Annotated in this window: 20 protein-coding genes; 9 read left to right on the top strand and 11 right to left on the bottom strand. The window is 64.7% G+C overall.

All coding sequences use genetic code 11. The features are described from left to right. Positions 1-14: 14 nt before the first annotated feature. Entirely contained in the window at positions 15-800 is a 786-nt protein-coding gene (locus QOJ24_RS08860; protein ID WP_526260613.1) for a TIM barrel protein, read from the top strand. Positions 801-878: 78 nt separating this feature from the next. On the opposite strand, the gene QOJ24_RS08865 is transcribed toward QOJ24_RS08860, so the two are convergent. Beyond that, positions 879-1,727: a hypothetical protein gene (locus tag QOJ24_RS08865; RefSeq protein ID WP_526260633.1), complete on the bottom strand. Its 849-nt coding sequence runs from the start codon at positions 1,725-1,727 to the stop codon at positions 879-881. A gap of 116 nt (positions 1,728-1,843) precedes the next feature. After that, positions 1,844-2,575: a GntR family transcriptional regulator gene (locus QOJ24_RS08870; RefSeq protein ID WP_526260614.1), complete on the bottom strand. Its 732-nt coding sequence runs from the start codon at positions 2,573-2,575 to the stop codon at positions 1,844-1,846. A gap of 150 nt (positions 2,576-2,725) precedes the next feature. Here QOJ24_RS08870 and iolC point away from each other — a divergent pair, with 150 nt between their 5' ends. From iolC to QOJ24_RS08910, 8 genes are read left to right on the top strand one after another with little or no spacing between them, the layout of a single operon-like run. After that, positions 2,726-3,697 (top strand): 5-dehydro-2-deoxygluconokinase, encoded by a 972-nt coding sequence (gene iolC, locus QOJ24_RS08875; RefSeq protein WP_526260615.1) that lies wholly within the window; start codon positions 2,726-2,728, stop codon positions 3,695-3,697. After that, a complete protein-coding gene (locus QOJ24_RS08880; protein WP_526260616.1) occupies positions 3,690-4,571 on the top strand; it encodes a Cgl0159 family (beta/alpha)8-fold protein in 882 nt (293 codons plus the stop codon). The genes iolC and QOJ24_RS08880 overlap by 8 nt, the downstream gene beginning before the upstream one ends. Position 4,572: 1 nt before the next feature. Then, the gene (gene iolB / locus QOJ24_RS08885) at positions 4,573-5,430 is read left to right on the top strand and encodes a 5-deoxy-glucuronate isomerase (RefSeq protein ID WP_526260617.1); all 858 of its coding nucleotides are present in this window, start codon (positions 4,573-4,575) and stop codon (positions 5,428-5,430) included. A 10-nt stretch (positions 5,431-5,440) separates the two neighbouring features. After that, the gene (iolD, locus tag QOJ24_RS08890; RefSeq protein WP_526260618.1) at positions 5,441-7,393 is read left to right on the top strand and encodes a 3D-(3,5/4)-trihydroxycyclohexane-1,2-dione acylhydrolase (decyclizing); all 1,953 of its coding nucleotides are present in this window, start codon (positions 5,441-5,443) and stop codon (positions 7,391-7,393) included. Between the two features lie 3 nt (positions 7,394-7,396). Further along, complete coding sequence (locus tag QOJ24_RS08895; RefSeq protein ID WP_526260619.1) at positions 7,397-8,302, top strand: sugar phosphate isomerase/epimerase family protein; 906 nt, start codon at positions 7,397-7,399, stop codon at positions 8,300-8,302. A 19-nt stretch (positions 8,303-8,321) separates the two neighbouring features. Continuing rightward, positions 8,322-9,359, top strand: coding sequence for a Gfo/Idh/MocA family protein (locus tag QOJ24_RS08900; protein WP_526260620.1), 1,038 nt, complete (start codon positions 8,322-8,324; stop codon positions 9,357-9,359). Next, on the top strand, positions 9,356-10,231 hold the full coding sequence (locus QOJ24_RS08905; RefSeq protein WP_526260621.1) for a sugar phosphate isomerase/epimerase family protein: 876 nt from the start codon (positions 9,356-9,358) through the stop codon (positions 10,229-10,231). Before QOJ24_RS08900 ends, QOJ24_RS08905 begins: the two co-directional genes overlap by 4 nt. A gap of 2 nt (positions 10,232-10,233) precedes the next feature. Continuing rightward, positions 10,234-11,727, top strand: coding sequence for a CoA-acylating methylmalonate-semialdehyde dehydrogenase (locus QOJ24_RS08910; protein WP_526260622.1), 1,494 nt, complete (start codon positions 10,234-10,236; stop codon positions 11,725-11,727). 87 nt (positions 11,728-11,814) lie between these two features. Here the strand turns inward: QOJ24_RS08910 and QOJ24_RS08915 are convergent, their stop codons facing one another. The 9 genes from QOJ24_RS08915 to QOJ24_RS08955 all read right to left on the bottom strand — a co-directional run bounded on the left by QOJ24_RS08915 (position 11,815) and on the right by QOJ24_RS08955 (position 22,163). Then, on the bottom strand, positions 11,815-13,989 hold the full coding sequence (locus QOJ24_RS08915; protein WP_526260623.1) for a glutamine synthetase III family protein: 2,175 nt from the start codon (positions 13,987-13,989) through the stop codon (positions 11,815-11,817). Positions 13,990-14,123: 134 nt separating this feature from the next. Continuing rightward, complete coding sequence (locus QOJ24_RS08920) at positions 14,124-15,071, bottom strand: Gfo/Idh/MocA family protein (protein ID WP_526260624.1); 948 nt, start codon at positions 15,069-15,071, stop codon at positions 14,124-14,126. After that, on the bottom strand, positions 15,068-16,006 hold the full coding sequence (locus QOJ24_RS08925; RefSeq protein WP_526260625.1) for a sugar phosphate isomerase/epimerase family protein: 939 nt from the start codon (positions 16,004-16,006) through the stop codon (positions 15,068-15,070). The genes QOJ24_RS08920 and QOJ24_RS08925 overlap by 4 nt, the downstream gene beginning before the upstream one ends. Positions 16,007-16,021: 15 nt before the next feature. Further along, positions 16,022-17,146 (bottom strand): Gfo/Idh/MocA family protein, encoded by a 1,125-nt coding sequence (locus tag QOJ24_RS08930; RefSeq protein WP_526260626.1) that lies wholly within the window; start codon positions 17,144-17,146, stop codon positions 16,022-16,024. Between the two features lie 35 nt (positions 17,147-17,181). Continuing rightward, complete coding sequence (locus QOJ24_RS08935; protein ID WP_526260627.1) at positions 17,182-18,138, bottom strand: sugar phosphate isomerase/epimerase family protein; 957 nt, start codon at positions 18,136-18,138, stop codon at positions 17,182-17,184. Beyond that, positions 18,125-18,994 carry an ABC transporter permease gene (locus QOJ24_RS08940; RefSeq protein ID WP_526260628.1) on the bottom strand — a complete coding sequence of 290 codons (870 nt, stop codon included), beginning with the start codon at positions 18,992-18,994 and terminating at the stop codon, positions 18,125-18,127. The genes QOJ24_RS08935 and QOJ24_RS08940 overlap by 14 nt, the downstream gene beginning before the upstream one ends. Then, positions 18,987-19,913, bottom strand: a complete 927-nt coding sequence (locus QOJ24_RS08945) for an ABC transporter permease (RefSeq protein WP_526260629.1) — start codon at positions 19,911-19,913, stop codon at positions 18,987-18,989. The genes QOJ24_RS08940 and QOJ24_RS08945 overlap by 8 nt, the downstream gene beginning before the upstream one ends. A 1-nt stretch (position 19,914) precedes the next feature. Then, positions 19,915-21,045: an ABC transporter substrate-binding protein gene (locus QOJ24_RS08950; RefSeq protein WP_526260630.1), complete on the bottom strand. Its 1,131-nt coding sequence runs from the start codon at positions 21,043-21,045 to the stop codon at positions 19,915-19,917. 23 nt (positions 21,046-21,068) lie between these two features. Continuing rightward, entirely contained in the window at positions 21,069-22,163 is a 1,095-nt protein-coding gene (locus tag QOJ24_RS08955) for an ABC transporter ATP-binding protein (protein WP_526260631.1), read from the bottom strand. Positions 22,164-22,310: the final 147 nt, after the last annotated feature.

Below are 22,310 nucleotides of genomic sequence, written 5' to 3' on the forward strand. Positions count from 1 at the left end.
ATGGGTGGCGAACAATGACTGACCTCGCACTGGCGGTCTGCTCTGAGATGGTGTTCACGGACCTGCCGCTGGTCGACCGGGTCCGGCGCATCGACGATCTGGGCTTCGCCGTCGAGATCTGGAGCTGGCACGACAAGGACCTCGACGCCCTTGCCGCAACCGGCGCCCGGTTCTCATCGATGACTGGCTACCTGCATGGCGATCTGGTCGACGCCGCCGGTGCCGACGAGGTCGTCCGCACCGCTGAGCTGAGCATCAAAGCCGCGCGGACACTTGGTGTTCCGCGCCTGAACCTGCACACCGCCGAACTCGTCGACGGCAAGGCGGCGCGTCCCCGCCACCGCGCCACCGGCGAAATGTGGCTGATCGCGCAGCGAACTCTCGCGCGGCTCGGCGAGCTGGGTGAGGCGGCCGGCGTCACGTTCTGCCTGGAGAACCTCAACACCATCGTCGACCATCCCGGCATCCCGCTGGCAAGGGCCAAGGACACGCTGGCGCTCGTCGAGGGCGTCGGCCATCCGAACGTGCGGATGATGCTCGACCTGTACCACGCGCAGATCGGCGAGGGGAATCTCATCGAGCTGATCCGGCGCTGCAGCGACGCCATCGGCGAGATCCAGGTCGCCGACGTGCCTGGCCGCTGCGAGCCCGGTACCGGTGAGATCAACTACCCCGCGATCGCGAGGGCACTGCGCGACATCGGGTATACCGGCACCGTCGGCATGGAAGCCTGGACTGCCGGCGAGGGCGAGGCCGGCAGCGAAGCGGCCCTCGACGCCTTCCGCCGAGCCTTCAGCTAGCGCGCCTCTCCGCGAAACGGAATTCCAGCACCGAAAGTGCGAGTGCAGGGGTGCTGGAATTCCGTTTCGCGGGGGAACTTAGGGGCGCCAGCCGCGCGAGATCATGGCATCCCAGGCGCGACGCAGGATGGCGGCGGGCCGGTCCTCTTTGATGACACGCTCGACGATGAATCCGAGACCCTCGATCTTCGGTATCACTCGCATGTCCTTCACGTACTGCGGACGGTCGGTGCGGTGCTGATCGCCGTCGTACTCGGAGAGAACCTTGAAGTCTTCCCACCCCATGTCGACGGTCCGAAGCAACTCGCCGTCTACATCGAATATCGGAATCTGAGTCGCCGGCTTGGGGAGCCCGCCGTCGATATAGATGAGCCGCAGCCACGTCTCTCGCGGCGAGGCCGCCCCACCGTCGACGAGCGGCAACGTGTCCTTGAGACATTTGACGCCGCGCGCGCCGCGATATCGCTTCGCTAGCAGCAGCACTTCTTCGATCGAGAACGGCGCGGCCCGCATCAACGCATCCATATGCGCGACGGCTCGGTCACGGGTTTGATAGCGACCGAGATCAAAGGCGGTTCGCGCGACCGTTGCCACGCGCACCCCGTCGACCAGCATGATCTCGTCGTCGGCCACGCGTTCCTTGCGAGCGACGATGCCGGCCGGCGGATGGGTGCATTCGTAGATGAGCTCGATCGGGATGTGCGCATCGACCCACTCGGCGCCGTGCATAGCTGAAGCCGCGACGCCCGTCACGATGCCCCGCCGCTTGGACCACAGCCAAGCGCCGACGGCACGGTCGCGCGCGTTCAGTTGCTGGCCACGCGGCGCGTACACGTTTCGGAAGAAGGGGCGATACCAGCGTGCGAGCTGCTTCCGCGTGAGGGCGCCGTCTGCGACCGCTTCCGTACCGACGAATATCTCCCCCACATAGAGATATAGACGCCAGCCGCCGTCACCCCGCTCCCAATCTCCCGCGAAACGGAATTCCAGCACCGAAAGTGCAAGTGCAGGGGTGCTGGAATTCCGTTTCGCGGAGGCTCAGGTCAGCGGTCCACCAAGGTGGTGTCGAAGTAGTACCGCGACGCGCGGTAGCAGTGCGTGCCGAACTCGACCGCCGCGCCCGAGTCGTCGAAGGCCGTCCGCGCCATCGTCAACAGCGGGGCGCCGGGCTTCTCGTCGAGCAGCTTGGCCTCCGCCCTCGTCGCTCCCCGAGCGCCGATACGCTGGCGAGCCAGCCGGATATGCACGCCGCGGGCACGCAGTGACTGATACAGGCCGTTGCTCTCGAGCTCGTCGGCATCCGGCGCGATGCCCACAGGCAGGTGGTTCGTCATGACGGCAAGCGGCTCGCCGTTCGCACTGCGCAGCCGGTGGATCGACACCACCTCGCGGTCGTCTTTCAGGCTGAGCTCGCGCGCGACCTCCTCGTCGGGCGGACCGACGTGGTAGTCGAGCAGCTGAGTCGTCGGCTCCTGGCCTGCCCGCGTGAGGTCGTCGTACAGGCTCGTTAGCTCGACGCGTCGATGCACCGGGCTCTGCACCACCTGGGTGCCGACCCCTCGCTTGCGGACCAGTAGGCCCTTGTCGACGAGTTCCTGGATCGCGCGACGGGTCGTCGGCCGCGACAATGTCAGCCTTTTCGCCAGCGCCAGTTCGTTTTCGAACCGATCCCCCGGCGACAGCTCGCCGTCGCGGATCGCGGCCTCGATGGCCTGGGCAAGTTGATAGTAGAGAGGGACAGGACTGGACCTGTCGAGCTCCACCGTCACGGGCACGTCGTCTCCGATCTCGGTTCGATCAGATCAAGGTAGCCGAATACTAGCACCGCACATTCAAAAGTTAGAATGTCAGGACAAACTATTGACAGCCCGGAGTGTCGGAGTGCACAGTCGTACGCAAGCCACAACCAACCGCCGGAGGGCGACTTGACCACCACGCAGCCGTTCGACGTGCTCGCCATCGGGCGGAGTGGCGTCGACATCTATCCCCTGCAGATCGGCGTCGGCCTTGAAGACGTCGAGTCCTTCGGAAAGTTCCTCGGAGGCAGCGCCGCCAACGTCGCGGTGGCCGCCGCGCGGCTCGGGAATCGCACCGCGCTGATCTCCGGCGCGGGAGCCGACCCGTTCGGCACCTTCGTCCGCAACGAGCTCGCGCGACTCGGCGTCGACAACCGGTTCGTGTCGACCCACGACGAGTACCCGACCCCGGTGACCTTTTGCGAGATCTTTCCGCCGGATGACTTCCCGCTGTACTTCTACCGCCGCCCCAGCGCGCCGGATCTCCAGATCCGCCCAGACGAGATCGACACCGACGCCGTACGCTCGGCCAAGCTCTACTGGTCGACAGTCACCGGCCTGTCCGAGGAGCCAAGCCGCAGCGCGCATTTCGCGGCATGGGAGGCGCGCGGGAGAGCCCGGCACACGGTCCTTGACCTCGACTACCGGCCGATGTTCTGGGATTCGCCCGGCGCAGCGTCCGAGCAGGTGCAGCGCGCACTGCAGCACGTGACCGTCGCGGTCGGGAACCGGGAGGAGTGCGAGATCGCCGTCGGCGAGAGCAATCCGCACCGCGCCGCAGACGCTCTGCTCGACCTGGGCGTCGAGCTCGCCATCGTCAAGCAGGGCCCTCGCGGCGTGCTGGGCAAGACGCGACACACGCACGTCAGCGTCGCACCCAATGACGTCGACGTCGTCAACGGCCTCGGTGCGGGAGATGCTTTCGGCGGCAGCCTCTGTCACGGCCTGCTGCACGGCTGGCCGCTGGAAAAGACCCTCCGGTACGCCAACGCCGCCGGCGCCATCGTCGCGTCGCGCCTCGAGTGCTCGACCGCCATGCCGACGGCCGACGAGGTCGCCGCGCTGGCCGACCAGACCGCAGCGGAGGCCGTCAATGTCTGACGCGGTGTGCAAGGACTACGCCGAGATCACCGACGTGCGGGCGTCGGACCCACAAGCGGTCGAGCGCGCATGGCAGACACGCACCATCCGGCCCGTGGTGCGAGGCAACGGCAGGTTGATGGTCGTCGCCTCCGACCACCCCGCCCGCGGCGCCCTCGCGGTCGGATCGCGGCCGACCGCCATGAACAGCCGCACCGACCTGCTCGACCGGCTGCGCGCGGCGCTGGCCGACCCCGGCGTCGACGGCGTCCTTGCGACATCCGACATCCTCGATGACCTATTACTGCTCGGCGCACTCGAAGACAAGGTCGTCTTCTCCTCGATGAACCGCGGCGGCCTCGCGGGCGCGCAGTTCGAGTTGGACGACCGCATGACAGCGGCCACCGCGGCGGCCACTGCCGCAGCGCGGATGAACGGCGGAAAGATGTTGTGCCGCATCGATCTCGACGACCCTGGCACCGTGTCGACGCTGGAAGCGTGCGCGCGGGCCATCGACGAGTTGGCCTCGCATGGGTTGATCGCGATGCTCGAGCCGTTCTTGTCGTCGCGGGTGGACGGCAAGGTGCGCAACGACCTGAGCCCCGACGCTGTGATCAAGTCGGTCCACATCGGGCAGGGTCTCGGCTCAACGTCCGCATACACCTGGATGAAGCTTCCCGTCGTCGACGAGATGGACCGTGTCATGGAGTCGACGACGCTGCCGACACTGCTGCTCGGCGGCGATCCCGCCGATCCTGACGAGGCGTTCGCCAGTTGGGAGAAAGCACTCGCGCTGCCCTCCGTGCGCGGGCTGATCGTCGGCCGGACCCTGTTGTACCCCGCAGACGACGACGTCAGTTCGGCGGTTGCCACCGCCGTCTCGATGGTGAGGTGACATGCACAGCGAGTACTACATTCCAGCCCGCAGCGCGACACTCCCCTACGCCGTTGACGTCACGCCGGAGTCCGCAGGCTGGTCCGAGGCGAGCCTCTGGGTGGTCGAGCTGACGTCGGGCCAGGAATTGGCGCTGGACACCAACGACATCGAGGTGATGATCCTCCCGCTAGCCGGCGGCGGCACTGTCGACTGCGACGGCGAGACGTACGAATTATCGCCGCGCGCATCGGTTTTCGACGGCCCCGCCGACATGGTCTACATCGGCACTGGTCGCAGCTACACGCTGCGCGGCGAAGGCAGGCTCGCGATCTGTGGCGCCCGCGCCAGGCGGCAGCTGCCCAACCGACGGGTGGCCGCCGCGGATGTCTCCGTCGAGCTGCGCGGCACCGGCAACTGCAGCAGGCAGGTGCACAACTTCGGCACCGCGGGGGTTTTCGAGGCGGATTCGCTGATCGCCTGCGAGGTGATCACCCCCGGCGGCAACTGGTCGAGCTACCCCGCGCACAAGCACGACGAGGAGTCGCCGGTCGAGTCTGCCCTCGAGGAGATCTACTACTTCGAGATCGCCTCCGGGCCAGATGACTCCCGCGGCTTCGGGTTTCACCGCGTCTACGGCACACCGAGCAGACCGATCGAGGTTCTCGAAGAGGTGCGCACCGGTGACGTCGTCCTGGTGCCGCACGGCTTCCACGGCCCGTCGGTCGCCGCGCCCGGCTATCACATGTACTACCTCAACGTGATGGCAGGCTCCGGCGAGGAACGAGCCTGGAAGATCGTCGACGACCCCGAGCACGCGTGGTTGCGCGGCACCTGGGAAGACCAGGCCGTGGACCCCCGACTGCCCCTTCATTCATAAGGAGAGTGACGTGGTCTCCAAATCATCTGCATTCAAATCGGCGCACAACGAGCCCACCGTGCGGCTCACCGTGGCCCAGGCGGTCGTTCGCTTCCTGGCCAACCAGTACGTCGAACGCGACGGCGAACGCAGCAAGTTCTTCGCGGGCTGCTTGGGCATCTTCGGTCACGGCAACGTAGCAGGGATGGGCCAGGCGCTGCTGCAGGGCGAGCTCGAGGCCGAGCAGGCAGGCACCCAACCCGGGCTGCGATATGTGTTGGGCCGCAACGAGCAGGCGATGGTCCACACGGCCGCCGCGTACGCCAGACAGAAGGATCGCCTCCAGGTGTGGGCCGTGACCGCGAGCATCGGGCCGGGATCGACAAACATGCTCACCGGCGCCGCGTTGGCCACCATCAACCGACTTCCCGTTCTGCTGCTGCCGTCGGACACGTTCGCGACCCGGGTCAGTGCGCCGGTGCTCCAGGACCTCGAACAGCCGCACGACAACGAGATGACCGTCAACGACGCGTTCAAGCCGCTGTCGCGGTTCTTCGACCGGGTGTGGCGGCCCGAACAGCTGCCCTCTGCGTTGCTCGGTGCGATGCGCGTGCTCACCGATCCGGTTGAGACCGGTACGGCCACCATCGCCTTGCCGCAGGACGTGCAGGCCGAAGCGTTCGACTGGCCGGATTCGCTGTTCGCCGAACGCACGTGGCATGTGGCACGCCCGCTGCCGGAGGGGTCGGTGACCGCACAGGCCGCACAGATCATCGCGTCCGCGCAGCACCCGCTGGTCGTCGCAGGCGGTGGGGTGATCTACTCCGGCGCCAGCGACGCATTGACGGCGTTCGTCGAGCGGACCGGCATTCCCGTGTCTGAGACGCAGGCCGGAAAGGGTTCCCTTCCCTACGACCATCCGCAGTCGGTCGGCGCGGTCGGCTCGACCGGCACCACCGCAGCCAACGCGCTGGCCGCCGAGGCCGACGTCGTCATCGGGATCGGCACCCGTTACAGCGATTTCACCAGCGCGTCGCGTACAGCGTTCAACAATCCCGATGTCCGCTTCGTCAACATCAACGTCGCCTCCTTCGACGCGGTGAAGCAGGGCGGCCTGTCTGTCGTCGCCGACGCCCGTGAGGCGATCGAGGCGCTGACCGAGGCGCTCGCCGACTACTCGGTCACCGACGACTATCGCACGCGGGCAACCGAACTCGCGACGCAGTGGGACGACACCGTCACCGCGGCCTACCGCGTCGAGGACGACGTCAGCGCCCTGAACCAGAGCCAGGTCATCGGGTTGGCGAACACGCTGTCCGACCCGCGGGACGTCGTCGTGTGCGCAGCGGGCTCCATGCCCGGGGACCTGCACAAGCTGTGGCGGACCCGCGACCGCAAGGGCTACCACGTCGAGTACGGCTACTCGTGCATGGGATACGAGGTTGCAGGCGGCATCGGCGTACGGATGGCCAGTCCCGACCGCGACGTGTTCGTGATGGTGGGCGACGGTTCCTACCTGATGATGGCCACCGAGTTGGTGACCGCGGTGCAGGAAGGCGTCAAGGTCATCCTGGTGCTGGTGCAGAACCACGGCTTCGCCTCCATCGGCTCGCTGTCGGAGTCGTTGGGGTCCCAGCGATTCGGCACGTCCTACCGCTATCGGGACGACTCCGGTCGGCTGGCGGGCGACAAGCTGCCTGTCGACTTGGCGGCGAACGCGGCCAGCCTGGGCGCCGAGGTCATCAAGGTGACGACGGCAGCGGAGTTCACCGACGCGGTCAAGGTGGCCAAGGCAGGAGAGCACACCACTGTGATCCACGTCGAAACCGACCCGCTGATCTACGCGCCGGACAGCCGGTCCTGGTGGGACGTTCCCGTCAGCCAGACCTCGGAGTTGGACTCCACCGCGCAGGCCTACGAGACGTACGCCGAATGGAAGAAGGTCCAGCGCCCGTACACGAAACCCTACGACGCGAAGGATTGATCGATGAGCACCATTCTCGTTGGCTCCGCACCTGATTCGTGGGGTGTGTGGTTTCCCGAGGATCCAGGCCAGACCCCCTACACGCGGTTCCTCGACGAGGTCGCGGCGTCCGGATACACGTGGATCGAACTCGGCCCCTTCGGCTACCTGCCGACCGATCCCGAGAAGCTGTCCGACGAACTGGAATCGCGCGGCCTGAAACTGTCGGCGGGCACCGTCTTCGAGCACCTGCACCAGGACGACTCCTGGGATGCGGTGTGGAAGCAGATCGAGGACGTCGCGAAGCTGACCGCGGCGGTAGGTGGCAAGCACGTCGTCGTCATCCCCGAGATGTGGCGCGATCCCTCGACCGGGGCCGTGCTGGAGGACCGCAATATGACCACCGAACAGTGGCGGAAGAAGACCAACGGTATGAACGATCTCGGCAAGGCGATGTACGAAAAGTACGGCGTGCGTGCGCAATACCATCCGCACGCCGACAGCCACGTCGACACCGAGGAGAACGTCTACCGCTTTCTCGACGGCACTGACGGCGAGTTCGTGAATCTGTGTCTGGACACCGGCCACATCAGCTACTGCGGCGGCGACAACATCGCGATCATCGAGCGCGCCCCGGAACGGATCGGCTATCTGCACCTCAAGCAGGTCGACCCTGAGGTGCAGGCGAAGGTGATCGCCGAGGACCTGCCATTCGGTGAAGCGGTCAAGCTCGGCGCGATGACCGAGCCGCCGCGTGGAATCCCCGACATGCCGCCGTTGCTCGAAGCCATCGAGAGGCTCCGCATCGACGTCTTCGCGATCGTCGAACAGGACATGTACCCCTGTGAAGTCGACGCACCGCTGCCGATCGCCCAACGCACCCGCCAGTATCTCGGCTCATGCGGTGTTCCCTCCGTGAAATTCTTCTAGCAGCAAGACAGGAACAACGATGTCTGATCTCCGCATCGCCGTCCTCGGCGTCGGCGTGATGGGCGCCGACCACGTCGCCCGAATCACGAATCGCATCAGCAACGCCCGTGTCACCGTCGTCAACGACTATCTGTCCGAGAAGGCCGAGCAGGTAGCCGCCTCGGTGCCGGGTGCCCGCGCGGTCGGCGACCCGTTGGACGCCATCGCCGAGGCCGACGTCGACGCGGTGGTGCTCGCAACGCCGGGCCCGACGCACGAGAAGCAGCTGCTCGCCTGCCTGGAGCACGGCAAGCCGGTGCTCTGCGAGAAGCCGCTGACCACCGACGTGGAGACCTCGCTCGCGGTGGTCAAGCGGGAGGTCGAACTCGGCAAGAAGCTGATCCAGGTCGGGTTCATGCGCCGGTTCGACCACGAGTACGCCCAACTGAAGGCGTTGATCGACGGCGGTGAGTTCGGTCAGCCGTTGCTGCTGCACTGCGCGCACCGCAACCCCGCCGTGCCGCCGTCGTTCGACAGCGCAATGGTGGTGCGGGACTCGCTTGTTCACGAGGTCGACGTCACCCGCTTCCTGTTCGACGAGGAGATCGCCTCGATCCAGATCATCACACCCGCGCCGAATCCCCTTGCACCACAGGGGCTCGCCGACCCACAGATCGCGATCATGCGCACCGAGTCCGGAAAGTACGTCGATGTCGAGCTATTCGTCACGACCGGCGTGGCCTACGAGGTGCGCACCGAGCTCGTCGCCGAGAAGGGCAGCGCGATGATCGGACTCGACGTCGGCCTGGTGCGTAAAACCACACCCGGGAACTGGGGAGGTCGGATCACCCCGGGCTTCCGGGAACGCTTCGGACAGGCCTACGACACCGAGTTCCAGCGTTGGGTCGACGCCGTCCACGCCGGCGACGCCACCGGCAACTACGTCGACGGGCCCGATGCGTGGGACGGCTACGCGGCGGCAGCCGTCTGCGAAGCGGGAGTTCAGTCGTTGCACAGCGGCAGACCTGTCGAGGTCCAGATCGTCGACCCCGCGTCCATCAAGGGAGCGCGGGCATGAAGATCGCACTCGACCCGACGCCGTTTCACCACGATTACGAGCTGCTCGAATTCCCGCGGGTGGTCGCGGAATTGGGCTATGAGCACCTGCAGCTGACGCCGCACCGCGACTTCATCCCGTTCTTCAACCATCCGCGCGCCGATGACGACCTCGTCGCGCAGTTCCGCAAGGCGTGCGCGGACGCCGGGGTGGGGATCGCGTCAGTGCTGCCGGTGCTGCGATGGTCCGGTCCCGACGAGGACGCCCGCGAAGCCGCGGTGCGCAACTGGAAGCGCGTCGTGCAGATCGCCGTCGACCTCGGCGTGAACGTCATCAACACCGAGTTCTCCGGCCGCCCCGAGCGGGCGGAGGAATCCGAGCGGGCCTTCTTCCGCTCCATGGAAGAGCTGGTGCCGATCTTCGAACGTGAAGGCATCGACGTCCGGATCGACCCGCACCCAGACGATTTCGTCGAGGACGGGATGGAGGCGCTGCGGATCATCCGCGGCGTCAACTCGCCCAACATCGGCATGGTTTTCGTCGCGTGTCACAGCTTCCATATGGGTGGAAACATGGGCGAGATCATCCGCGCCGCCGGCAACAGGCTGCGGCTGGTGCACGTGGCCGACACCATGGACCACCACCGCAGCCACGGCCTGCGCTACATCACCAACCCGCCGGGAAACCCGGCGCGGGTGCACCAGCACCTCAAAGTCGGTGACGGCGACGTCGACTGGGACGAGTTCTTCGGCGCCCTCGCCGACGTCGACTTCTACCAGCGTCCCGACACCGTGATGGTCTCGTCCGTCTTCGCCGAGGACGAGAACGCTCACGAGGTGTCGCGCTACCAACTGAACACCATGACCAACTACATCTCGAAGTTTGGAAAGTGATGATGAGCAAGACGATTTCGCATTGGATCGATAACAAGCCGTTCGCAGGTAGCAGCACCGCGACGGCGCCGGTGACGAACCCGGCGACCGGTGAGGTGACCGGGCAGGTGGCGCTGGCGAGCGTGGAGGACGCCCGCGCGGTGATCGACGCCGCGGCCGCGGCGTTCCCGGCGTGGCGCGATACGTCGCTGGCCAAACGTACCCAGATCCTGTTCGCGTTTCGCGAATTGCTGAACGAGCGTAAGGGCGAGCTTGCCGAGATCATCACGTCCGAGCACGGCAAGGTGGTCTCCGATGCGCTGGGCGAGGTGAGCCGCGGCCAGGAGGTCGTCGAGTTCGCCTGCGGTATACCCCATCTACTCAAGGGTGGGTTCACCGAGAACGCCTCGACGAAGGTGGATGTCTACTCGATCCGCCAGCCCCTCGGCGTGGTCGGCGTCATCTCCCCGTTCAACTTCCCGGCGATGGTTCCGATGTGGTTCTTTCCCATCGCCATCGCGACCGGTAACACCGTGGTGCTCAAGCCATCGGAGAAGGACCCCACTGCCTCGCTGTGGATCGCGAATCTGTGGAAGGAAGCGGGGCTGCCCGACGGTGTCTTCAACGTGCTGCAGGGCGACAAGACCGCCGTCGACGAGCTGCTGACCAACCCGAAGGTGAAATCCGTCAGCTTCGTGGGCTCGACCCCGATCGCGCAGTACGTCTATGGCACCGGCACGGCTGCCGGCAAGCGGGTGCAGGCTCTGGGCGGCGCCAAGAACCACGCGGTGATCCTGCCCGACGCGGACCTGGATTTGGCCGCCGACGCGATGGTCAACGCCGGGTTCGGGTCGGCCGGTGAGCGCTGCATGGCCATTTCCGCCGCGGTCGCGGTCGGACCGATTGCCGACGATCTTGTCGCCAAGATCGCCGAACGCGCCGCGACCATCAAGACCGGTGACGGAACCAAGGACTCGGACATGGGCCCGCTGGTCACCAAGGCGCACCGCGACAAGGTCGCGTCCTACATCGATGCAGGCGAGGCCGACGGCGCCAAGATCGTCGTCGACGGTCGCAACGTCGCCGCTAACGGTGGCGCCGAGGGGTTCTGGCTCGGCCCGACGCTGATCGACCAGGTCACCCCGGAGATGAGCGTCTACACCGACGAGATCTTCGGCCCCGTCCTGTCAGTGGTGCGCGTCGAAACCTACGACGAGGCCCTCGAACTGATCAACAACAACCCCTACGGCAACGGCACGGCGATCTTCACCAACGACGGCGGCGCTGCACGACGGTTCCAGAACGAGGTGCAGGTGGGGATGGTCGGCATCAATGTCCCCATCCCCGTGCCGATGGCCTACTACAGCTTCGGCGGCTGGAAAGCCTCGCTGTTCGGCGACAGCCACGCTCACGGTATGGACGGCGTGGCATTCTTCACGCGCCAGAAGGCCATCACCCAACGCTGGCTCGACCCCAGCCACGGCGGCCTCGAACTCGGCTTCCCCCAAAATAAGTGACTTAGCCGTCGAGTGTGGGGGCTGCGGGTTAACAGTGCCTGCGACACAGGCGTACCCCCACACTCGACGACGTCGTCAGTGAGTCCGTCACAGGATGTAGAGCATCTCCTGATATGTGGGTAGCGGCCAAAGATCGTCGGCCACAACACCTTCCAGCGTATCGGCGGCGGCACGGACCGCATCCATCTTCGGTAGCAGGCTCTGCGAGTGGGCGGCCTCGTCGGCGGCGGAGTCGCCACCGTGTTCGGCCAGTCCCGCCTTCAACTCGGCCAGCGCAGCGGTCAGCTCCGAGATCGGCGTGCTGACAGCCTCCAGCAGTGTCAAGTCCGGCTCCATGCCCGCCATCTTGAGCGCCGCGACGTTCTGGGCCAGCTCGGTCTGGTAGCGGACCGCCGCGGGCAGGATCACCGTCGACCCCAGTTCCAGCGCGAGCTTGGCCTCCACCCCGATGGTCAGCGCGTACATCTCGAGGCGCACCTCGTAGCGGCTGTGCAGTTCACGCTCGCTGAACACGCTGTACTTCTCGAACAGCTCGATCGACTCGGGCTTGATCAGCTCGGGCAGCGCGTCCAGCGTGGTCTTCAGATTCGGCAGGCCGCGGTCGGCCGCTTCGATCTGCCAGTTGTCCGAGTAGCCGTCGCCGTTGAAGACCACCGCGCCGTGCTCGGTGATGATGTCGGTCAACAGTTTCTGGACGGCCTCATCGAAGTCCTGGCCGTTTTCCACGGCCTTCTCCAGGACGGTCGCCATGTAGTCGAGGGAGTCGGCCATGATCGTGTTCAACATCATCATCGGCACGGCCACCGTCTGACCCGAGCCCGGTGCACGGAACTCGAACCGGTTGCCGGTGAAGGCGAACGGGCTGGTGCGGTTTCGATCACCCGGGTCGGTCGGCAGCACCGGCAGGGTGTCGACGCCGATGATCATGGTGCCCTTGCCCTTTGACGACGTCGCCGCGCCCTTTGCGATCTGCTCGAAGACATCAGCCAACTGATCGCCGAGGAAGATCGAGATGATCGCGGGGGGAGCCTCGTTGGCGCCAAGGCGGTGGTCGTTGGTGGCCGACGCGACCGAAACCCGCAGCAGGCCAGCGTATTTGTGGACGGCGCGGATCACCGCGGCGCAGAACACCAGGAACTGCGCGTTCTCGTGCGGTGTGTCACCGGGTACCAACAGAGATCCCAGATCGGCGTTGCCCAGCGAGAAGTTGACGTGCTTGCCCGACCCGTTGACACCGGCGAACGGCTTTTCGTGGAACAGGCACTCCATGCCGTGCTTCTTGGCGATCGTCTTGAAGACGGTCATCAGCAGCTGCTGATGATCAGAGGCGATGTTGCCGCGCTCGAACATCGGGGCGATCTCGAACTGTCCCGGTGCGACCTCGTTGTGCCGGGTCTTGGCGGGGATGCCGAGCTTGAACAGCTCGCGCTCGGTGTCCATCATGAAGCCCAGCACCCGCTCGGGCACCGCTCCGAAGTAGTGGTCGTCGAACTCCTGTCCCTTCGGCGGCTTCGCTCCGAACAGCGTGCGCCCCGCATTCACTAGATCCGGACGGGCCAGGAAGAAATGCCGGTCAACGAGGAAGTACTCCTGCTCGGGTCCGCAGAACGCGACGATCTTCGCGACGCTGTCGTGGCCGAACAGCTTCAGGATCCGCTCGGCGTGCGCGCCCATCGCCTGCTGGCTACGCAGCAGCGGGGTCTTGTAGTCCAGCGCCTCGCCCGTCATCGACACGAATACCGTCGGGATGCACAGCGTGTTGCCGTTCGGGTTCTCCAGGATGTAAGCCGGGCTGGTGACGTCCCATCCGGTGTAACCGCGGGCCTCGAAGGTGCTGCGCAGGCCGCCGGACGGGAAGCTGGATGCGTCCGGCTCGCCCTGGATCAGCGTCTTGCCCGCGAACTCGGCGAGTGTCTCGCCGTCGGAAACCGGCTCCAGGAAGCTGTCGTGCTTCTCCGCGGTCAGTCCGGTCATCGGGTAGAAAACGTGCGCGTAGTGGGTGGCACCCTTCGACAGCGCCCAGTCCTTCATCGCCGAGGCGACGGAGTCGGCAACCGCCGGGTCGAGCTTTGCGCCCTTCTCGATGGTCGCGACGACGGACTTGTACACCGATTTCGGCAGCCTCAGCCGCATCTCGGCCAGGGTAAAGACATTCGCGCCGAAGATCTCGCCCGGCGCCTCGGCCGGATCAAAGCTGATTGCCGGTGGCACGTACGCCTCGACGTTGTTGATGGCCGCAAGGCGCACCGCGTTTCCACTCACAGATTGGTTCCTTATCGCTCGTCGCCCGCTTCGACTCCACGGACGGTTGACCGGCCAACCCTAGGGACGCTCGATGGCAAACTTGTTACGTCGTCGTCAACGGCGTAATTCACCGATGACTGTGAGATGTCGCGCTAGCTGGTGGCTGCGCCCAGCACCGCGACGCCTGCGGCCGCGGTCAGGCCATGAGCCAGTTCGAGCACGCGGGCGGCCTCCTGTGCGGTCGTGCCCTCCTGTGGCGCTCCGCGGGCGTGCCGAGCGAATGCCTCCGCCTGAAGCTTCAGCGCATGCAGCTGCGGTCCCTCGCCGGTTTCCGGCGACACCACGTCGAAGCGGGTGTGGTCCTTGGAACCGAACAGCGCCACCGAAACGATGTCGCCGCCACGGTAGAACCGGCCCAGCGATACCACCGCGGAGGTGCCGCCGGACAGCATCACCAGGGCCTCGGTGCTGTCCGGGTCGTCTTGCACGCCGGGATCTTCGATCGTCGGGAACGACTGCGTCGTGTACGTCGTGACGTCCTGGCCGAGCAGCCACATGGTCTGGTCGATTTCATGCACACCCATGTCGATGTAGATGCCGCCGCTGTCGTTGCGGAAAGACAGCGGCGGCGGCGCCTCGTCCCATTGCGAGCACACCAGGAAATGCACGTTGCCGTACTTGCCATCGGCCAGATCGCTACGCAGTGCCGACAGCTGCGGCACGAAGCGACGCCAATAGGCGATTTGCAGCGCCAGGCCCTTCTCGGTTGCCAGCTCTCCCGCCGCCCTGGCGTCATCGGGCACCAGGCCGAACGGCTTCTCGCACAACACCGGAAGGCCGGCTTCGAGCGCATTGCGGGTGGTGTCGATGTGCTGCGGCGTCGGCACGGCGATCAGGACGCCGTCAAGTTCCGATTCGGCGAACATCTGCTCCGCCGTCGAAAACACGGACAAGCCTTGCTCGCCAAGCGAGGCCGCCGCGCTGTCGACGGGCTCGGTGACGGCGACGATCTCGACCTCGGTCGAGTCTTCCAGCCCTCGCAGGTGTGTACGGCCCATCCGGCCGCCGCCGATCAGGCCGAACCGGAAGGGTGCGCTCACAGGCCGCGCTCCCGCAGGAATTCGCGGTTGGCGCGCTGATCGGCGGCAGCTTGGGCGAATCGTTCGGCGGTCGTCGGGAAGATGTCCTGCTCGACGACAAGCCAACCGGCGTAGTCGATTTCGCGCAGCGCGGCCAAGAAGGCGTCGACATCGAGCGCGCCCTCGCCCAGCTTCGGGAACACCTCGCGCTCCCAGATGGTGTTGGTGGGCAGCCCCTCATCAACGACCTGCTGGAAGCGGGGCAAATCCGCGGTTTTGATGTGGACGTGGTCGATCCGGTTGGCCCACTTCTTCACGTACTCGACGGGATCGCCGCCACCGAGCAGGAAATGGCCGGCATCCATGCACAGCCCGATCTCCGAAACTTCCAGCATCCTGCCGACCTCTTCGGGCGCCTCGACGAATGTGCCGGTCTCGTTGTGGAACACCGGTTGGTAGCCACGTGAGCGGCAGCGATCGACTACGACGGCCATCCCCCGCGCGAACTCAGCCCATTGATCTTCGGAGTATCCGCTGGCGGGGCGGCGGACACCGGCGCCCGGGTTGTTGCGACGGAAATCGGCCCCGTCACCCACACCGAGGTCCGCCAGCGTAGGACGAGGGTCTGGGCCGAGCCCGAGGGGTTTGATCGCATCGAAGATGTCCAGCATCGCATCGAGTTCGGGAATCGTCTTCTCCAACATTTCCGGATCCGCATAAGGCAATTCGAGATACGCGCCCGCGAGACCCAGCCGCCGCTTGGCGAGTTTTGCGCCAAGATTGTCGGTGCTGCCGAGGTAGCCGACCGGTCCGAGGTCGATGCCCGCATAGCCGGCGGCACTGACCTGGTCGAGGATGTCGTCGCCGTCGGGAACGTTCGGGTCGATTCCGATCGTCACCTCGAAGGCGCCGTAGCTCACCGGTGCGTTGGCGACGATGATTCCGCTGTTGCTCATGCGATTGTGCTCCTCCTAGTTGGCAGACGCCAGCGCGCTGATCGCGCTCGGATCTGTGATGGGACGCGGGTCTTGGACAAAGCGGATGATCGCCTCGCACAGCGCGAGGTCGTGAATGGCGTCTTCGGCGCTGGTGGCGGGTGCATCCCCGGTCACCACGCAGTGGTGGAAGGCCTCCAACTCGAGCTTGAAAGCACTTTCATACGAAGTGATTTCGCAGGTACTGCGGGACTTGATGGTGCCCGTCTCCCCTTCGACGATATCGACGGTCGCCGGTGCGCTGCGCAGGAAGGGCGACGGGAAGCTCAGGGTCACCCGCTGCTCGGGGCCGTAGAGTGCGAATTCCATTCCGTATCGGGTGATTCCGGGCAGGTCCATCCAGTTGATCGGCACCGACAACTCACCGAACTTGAGGATTACGGTCAGCTGGCCAGGCTGCATGTCGACGTATTCCAGGCTCGTCGGCTCGCCGAGTACGCCGCGCACCGTGTTGAGCTCGTGCACCAGTGTGTCCAGCAGCACCAGGTGGTACTCCTCGCGCAGGAACGGATTCGCTTCACCGATCGCACGCGTGATGCTGGCTTGGGTTTCGGCAGTAAAGGTCGCGATCGCATCCTTCGGTATGGGCGCGACAGGCGCCAGCGCGTAGTGGCTGATGTATGGGAGGAACGGCGACTCGAACGTGGTGACCCGCATCAGCCGTGGCTCAGCGACGTTCACGGCGACATCGCGGAAACGCTCGAATGCCGGGTCATAGCGCTTCGGGTAGGCGACCATCAGCGTTACCCCTGCCGCGTCGGCTGCCGACTTCATCTCCAGGCCCTCCGCGACGGAGAAGCACATCGGCTTCTCGACCAGGACATGCTTGCCGGCATTCGCCGCCGCGATGGCGATGGGTGCGTGACTGCCGGAGGTCAGGATGAAGACCGCGTCGACGTCGGCGTCCTTCAGCATCTCCCGCCAGTCGGTGTACCTCTTCGGAATGTCGTACCTGTCAGCGTTGTTGGTGACGTTCTCGTCCGAGATGTCGCACAGCGCTACGGTTTCGAAGCGGTCGGACAGTTCGCGCAGGTAGTTCAGATGCATGACTTGTGCGATCACTCCGGCGCCGATGACGCCTACCTTGAGACGGTCTGCCATGGGGTGTTTCCTCCTGTATCGGTTGCTCGGCGAGTTCAGCGAGATCCGGCGAGCGCGGACTTGATCAGAACCGCGCTTTCCTTGACCCCGGTTTTCGAGTCGACGAACGGGTCCTCGTGTTCGATGGAAATCGCCTTCACCGCAGAGCCGTCGAAGCGGGCGATGAACTGATGCCACCATGCTGGATCCTTGCCGTGACCGGGAACCGAGAAGTTCCACGGCATTTTCTCCGGCGCCGCAGGCCATCGGTGGTCCAGCAATCCGTTGAGCCCCATGGCGTCTTCGTTGAAGGTCACATCCTTGGCGTGCACATGGCCGATTCGCGGCATGATGCGCTCGACGACCCGGTCGGCATCCATTTGCATCCAGAAGAAGTGGCTGGGATCCAGGTTGGCGTAGAGGTTTTCACCGAGACCGATGAACTTTTCGAAAGTCTCCACGTTGTAGACCGTCGTGCCGGGATGTAGCTCGATGCAGATCTTGACGTCAGGGTTCTCCTTGGCGGCGAATTCCGACAGCTCCGTCCAGTACGGAACGACGGACTCCTTCCACTGGCGCTCGTGCACGCCCTCCAGGTACGGCAGCCACCCGCCCGCTCCGAACACAGCCGCATGGTCCCCTGCGACGCCCGCGGCGGCCCCCGACATCGCCACGATCGTGTCGGTACCGAGTTCACCGGCCAACCGCACGGCGCGGCGCAACGCTGCGTCGTGGTTACCGGCGATCGATTTGTCGGGGTGTAATGGATTGCCCCACACGTTCAATGCATCGAGCCTGATGCCGTGCTGCTCCAGGTTGTCCAGCCACGCCCGTCTCGTCGACCCGTCGGCGAGTACCGCGTCGGGATCCAGGTGCGGGTGCGGGGCGTAGCCACCTGCGCCGACCTCGACAGCGGTGACCTCGGGAACCTCGGTGCTCAACCAGGACAGCACCTCGTCGAGCGAGGAATCGAGAAATGCCTCGAGTACTACGGAAACATCACGCTGATGCACTAGCGGGTTCTTCCAATCGTTTGGTGTTCTTGTTGACAGATGCGAGCACCTTCACCAGGCGCAGCGCCCCGAAGGTCAGGCCTGCGACGGCCAACGTGCCGAGCAGCATCAGCGTCGCCAACGCATTAACCTCCGGGGTGATACCGAATTTGAGCTGGTTGTAGATGTAGATCGGCAGTGTCTGGTCCGCACCGATGATGAAGTTGGTGACGATGAACTCGTCCAACGACAGCGTGAGCGCGATCAGGGCTCCGGCGATGATGCCCGGATAGATCAGCGGCAGCACCACAAACACGATTCGCTGCGGTCCGCTGGCACCGAGGTCGGCTGCGGCGCGCTCGAGGTTGCGGTCCAACGCCTCCAGTCTCGACGACACCACCAGGATGACGAACGGTGTCGCCAGCACCGTCTGCCCGATGATGGCGGTGTAGAGCGAAGGCTGGATGTGCAGCACGTTGGTCGCGAGCACGAGGATGGCCACACCGATGAGCAGACCGGGCATCATGATCGGCAGGGTGATGAAAACCCTTACTCCGCCACGGTTCTTGATATTGGCGCGCACCAGCGGAAACGCCGCCATGGTGCCGATGACGGTAGACAGCACGGTGACCCAGAAGGCCACGAACAAGGACTTCTCGAGTGCGTTGAGAATGACGGTGTCGTGCGTCAGCCTGACGTACCAGTCGGTGGTGAAGCCTGCCATCGGAAATCCGACGACCCGAGAAGAGTTGAAGGACAGCAGGATCATCACGGCTATTGGCGCGAAGAGGAAGATGTAGATACCCACGCCGTAGAACGACAGGATGACCCGGAACAGCTTGGCCCGAGGATTCACCGCCTGCAGATCTTCAGACATAGATTTCCTTGGTATCAAGACTGCGCCGGAACACGATGAGCACGATCATGATCACCATTGCGATCAACACACTGGCCGCCGCTCCCAGCGGAAGCAGGTACCCGGAGAAGAAGTTCGCTACCAGGTTTCCCATCATCACACCGCTGGTGCCGCCGATCGCCGAAGGCGCGAGGTATTCGCCGAGAATCGGAATGAACACGAAGATTCCGGCTGTCACCAACGCCAGCCGCATTTGCGGAAGAAGCGTGTTGGCGATGGCGCGCATGGGGGTGGCACCGAGGTCGACCGCCGCGTGCAGCAGCCGCCAGTCGAACCTCTCCAGCGATGCGTAGAGCGTGAGCGCCGCGAACGGAAAGTACAGATACACCAGGACGATGAAGACGCCGGGGTTGTCGTACAGGAACAGCCGGATCGGACCGTCGGTCAGGCCAAGCGCCTTGAGCATCGAGTTGATCGCACCGTTGTCACCGAGGATCGCCACCCACGCGTAGACCCGCAGAAGATAGCTGGTCCAGAACGGCAAGACGACCAGAAGCAGGCCCACCCGTTGCAGCCTCTTGGGTACGTAGCGCACCAGCCAGTAGCAGAACGGAAACGCCATTGCCAGTGCGGTGAGCGTAGCCAGGAAGGCCATCAGCACGGTCTTGCCGAAAGTCCTCACGTAGGTGCCCGTCGTCAGGATCGACTTGTAGTTGGCCGTGGTGAAGTCCGGAACCAACTCGTAGTTCTTGCTGATCCAGAACGAGTAGACGACGATCAGGCACAGAGGGGCGATGAAGAACACCCCGAAAAGGACTGCGGCCGGTGCGAACCCGACGAACTGACGCCAATCTCGGCGTTCCTTCTTGACGTCAGCGCGTCGTGGTTCCTTCTCATCCGGCCCCCCGCCCGCATCGCGGGCAACGGAGGCAACGGTCATCTCACGCCCCGAAGACCTTGTTGAACGCCTCGGTGTAGGCCTGCTGATCCTGGGCCGGGCCCTTGAGGGTCATCTGCAATGCCTTCTCCGGATTGTCCATGAAGAGGCGCTTGGCGTTCTCGGCGGTCTTCGGATCGTCGGTGAGCGCTTTGGCTGCCTTCTCGTTGAAGAGCGGGCGCCAGTTGGTGGTGAAGTTCGCGACGATCCACTCCGACTGCTGCATCGCATCGAGGAAAGGCTTGACCTGAGCCTTGTTCGCACCTTTGGCGACGATCATCTCCGAGTCGATGAAGCCGATCGTGCCCTCGGGCGGGTACGCGGACTTGAGCTCCGGACCGCCGGCATCCTTGACGCGCACATCGGTGCCGAGATTCGAGATACCGATGGCGGCTTCCCCGCTGGCCATCATCGTGACGATCTCGTTGTTCTGGGAGGCGAGCTTCACCACGTTCGGCTTCAGCGCGGACAGGAAATTGGAGGACGACGAAATCTGTTCGGGCGTCTGCGCGTAGGGCGACCCTTTGGAGCCGGTCGCGATGCCTGCGATCGCCATCAGGTCGGTCGGGATGTTCTCCGCGACGATCAGCCCCTTGTACATCGGGTCGGTTAGCGACTCCCACGACGTCGGCGGCGTCTTGACCTTGTCGGGGTTGAAGTAGATCTGCACCGTCGACCACGAGAAGGGGTACCCGAGTGCGCCTTTCGGGTCCTTGAGGAACTCGAATTTCTTGGCCATCGCGTACAGCTGGGAGCTTGACGAGATCGACTCCAGGTCGAAAGGCTCGATGAGACCCTCTTCCATGTACTTCTTCACCCACAGCGCGTCGGCAGAGCACATGTCAAACTGCGATCCGGTCTGCTTGACCTGAAGCAAGGCGTCGGCGTTGTCGGAAAACAGCTTTGGCTGGCCGGTGATCTTGGTCGTGTCGGCGACCTTGGCCAGCTGGTCCTGAGAGTAGTGGTCAGACCATGTCAGCCAGTTGACGTTCCCACCGCCTCCTGACCCACCGCCACCTGAGGAATCACCGGCCGACGAACACGCGGACAACATCAACGGGCTTGCCGCGCCGAGCATCAGCGCTCCCCCGACGAACGAGCGGCGGCTCAGTTTTACTTCGGTGATTCGGGACATGCGATTTCCTGACTCTCAGCGGGCTACAGCGGATGGGCTGCTTCCATCGACCAGGACAACTTCACGAAGTCACCTGTTTCGAGACCGATTTCAGCGAGATTTTCGATGTCACCGTCGTTCAACGACGACACGACCTGCATTTCGGAGTTCTCCAGCTGAAGCACCATGCGAGTAATCGACCCTAGATATCCACGCGAGAGCACTTGTGCACCGATGAATCCGTCCTTGGCGATCCGCAGGGCTTCCGGCCGGACCACCAGCGAAGTGCTGGCATCCGGCACGGTTCCTGAGATCGGTACCCTCGCACCGTTTTCCAGTACGAAGACGCTCCCCTCTTTCTTCCCGTGCAAAATATTCGATTCCCCGATGAAGTCGGCGGCGAAGAGACTGGCTGGCCGCCGGTAGATCTCTTCCGGTGTTCCGATCTGCTCGATGCGTCCTTCGTTCAGGATGACGATGCGGTCCGCGAGCGCCATCGCCTCTTCCTGGTCATGGGTGACGAAGACGAACGTCGTGCCGACATGGCGCTGGATCAGTGAAAGCTCCGTCTGCAGCCGCTTGCGCAGCTTCAGATCCAGCGCACCGAGAGGTTCATCGAGCAGCAGAACGCTGGGCTTGTTGACGAGCGCACGAGCGATGGCGACGCGTTGTGCCTGCCCCCCGGAGAGCTGGCTGACCGGGCGTAGCGCGAACGTCCCGAGACCGACCAGGTCAAGGGCTTCGTGTGCGCGCGTTCGCCGTTCGCTTTTCGGCACACGAGCCATCCTCATGCCGAACGAGACGTTCTCGAGGACGTTGAGGTGCGGGAACAACGCGTAAGACTGAAAGACCGTGTTGACCGGACGGCTGTTGGGCGGGCGTTTGGTGATGTCTTCACCGGCAATGCGCACCACACCCGAGGATGGCGCGGTGAAACCTCCGATGATGTTCAGCGTCGTCGTCTTGCCGCACCCTGATGGCCCGAGCAGGCAGAAGAACTCGCCATCCCGGATATCGAGATCGAGAGGGTGCAATGCCACCATGTCGCCGAAATTCTTGGTCACGCCGCGCAGCTCGATCGCGTTGGCCCGTTCGGCCATATCGGCCGCGCGCGCGGGTGCGGAGAGGAGTTCGTCCACCGGGAAACTAGTCAATGCTCACCGCCCTTCGAGCGCCAGCGCTCGCCTGGATCGCCTCGACAAGCGAAACCATGCGATAGCCGTCGGCAAGAGTGGGAAAAGAGACGTCGGCACCGCCGATCGCCGAGTACACATCGCGGAACAGAT

The sequence above is a fragment of the Mycobacterium sp. genome, assembly GCF_032159775.1.
In the GTDB taxonomy this organism is placed as follows: Bacteria; Actinomycetota; Actinomycetes; order Mycobacteriales; family Mycobacteriaceae; genus Mycobacterium.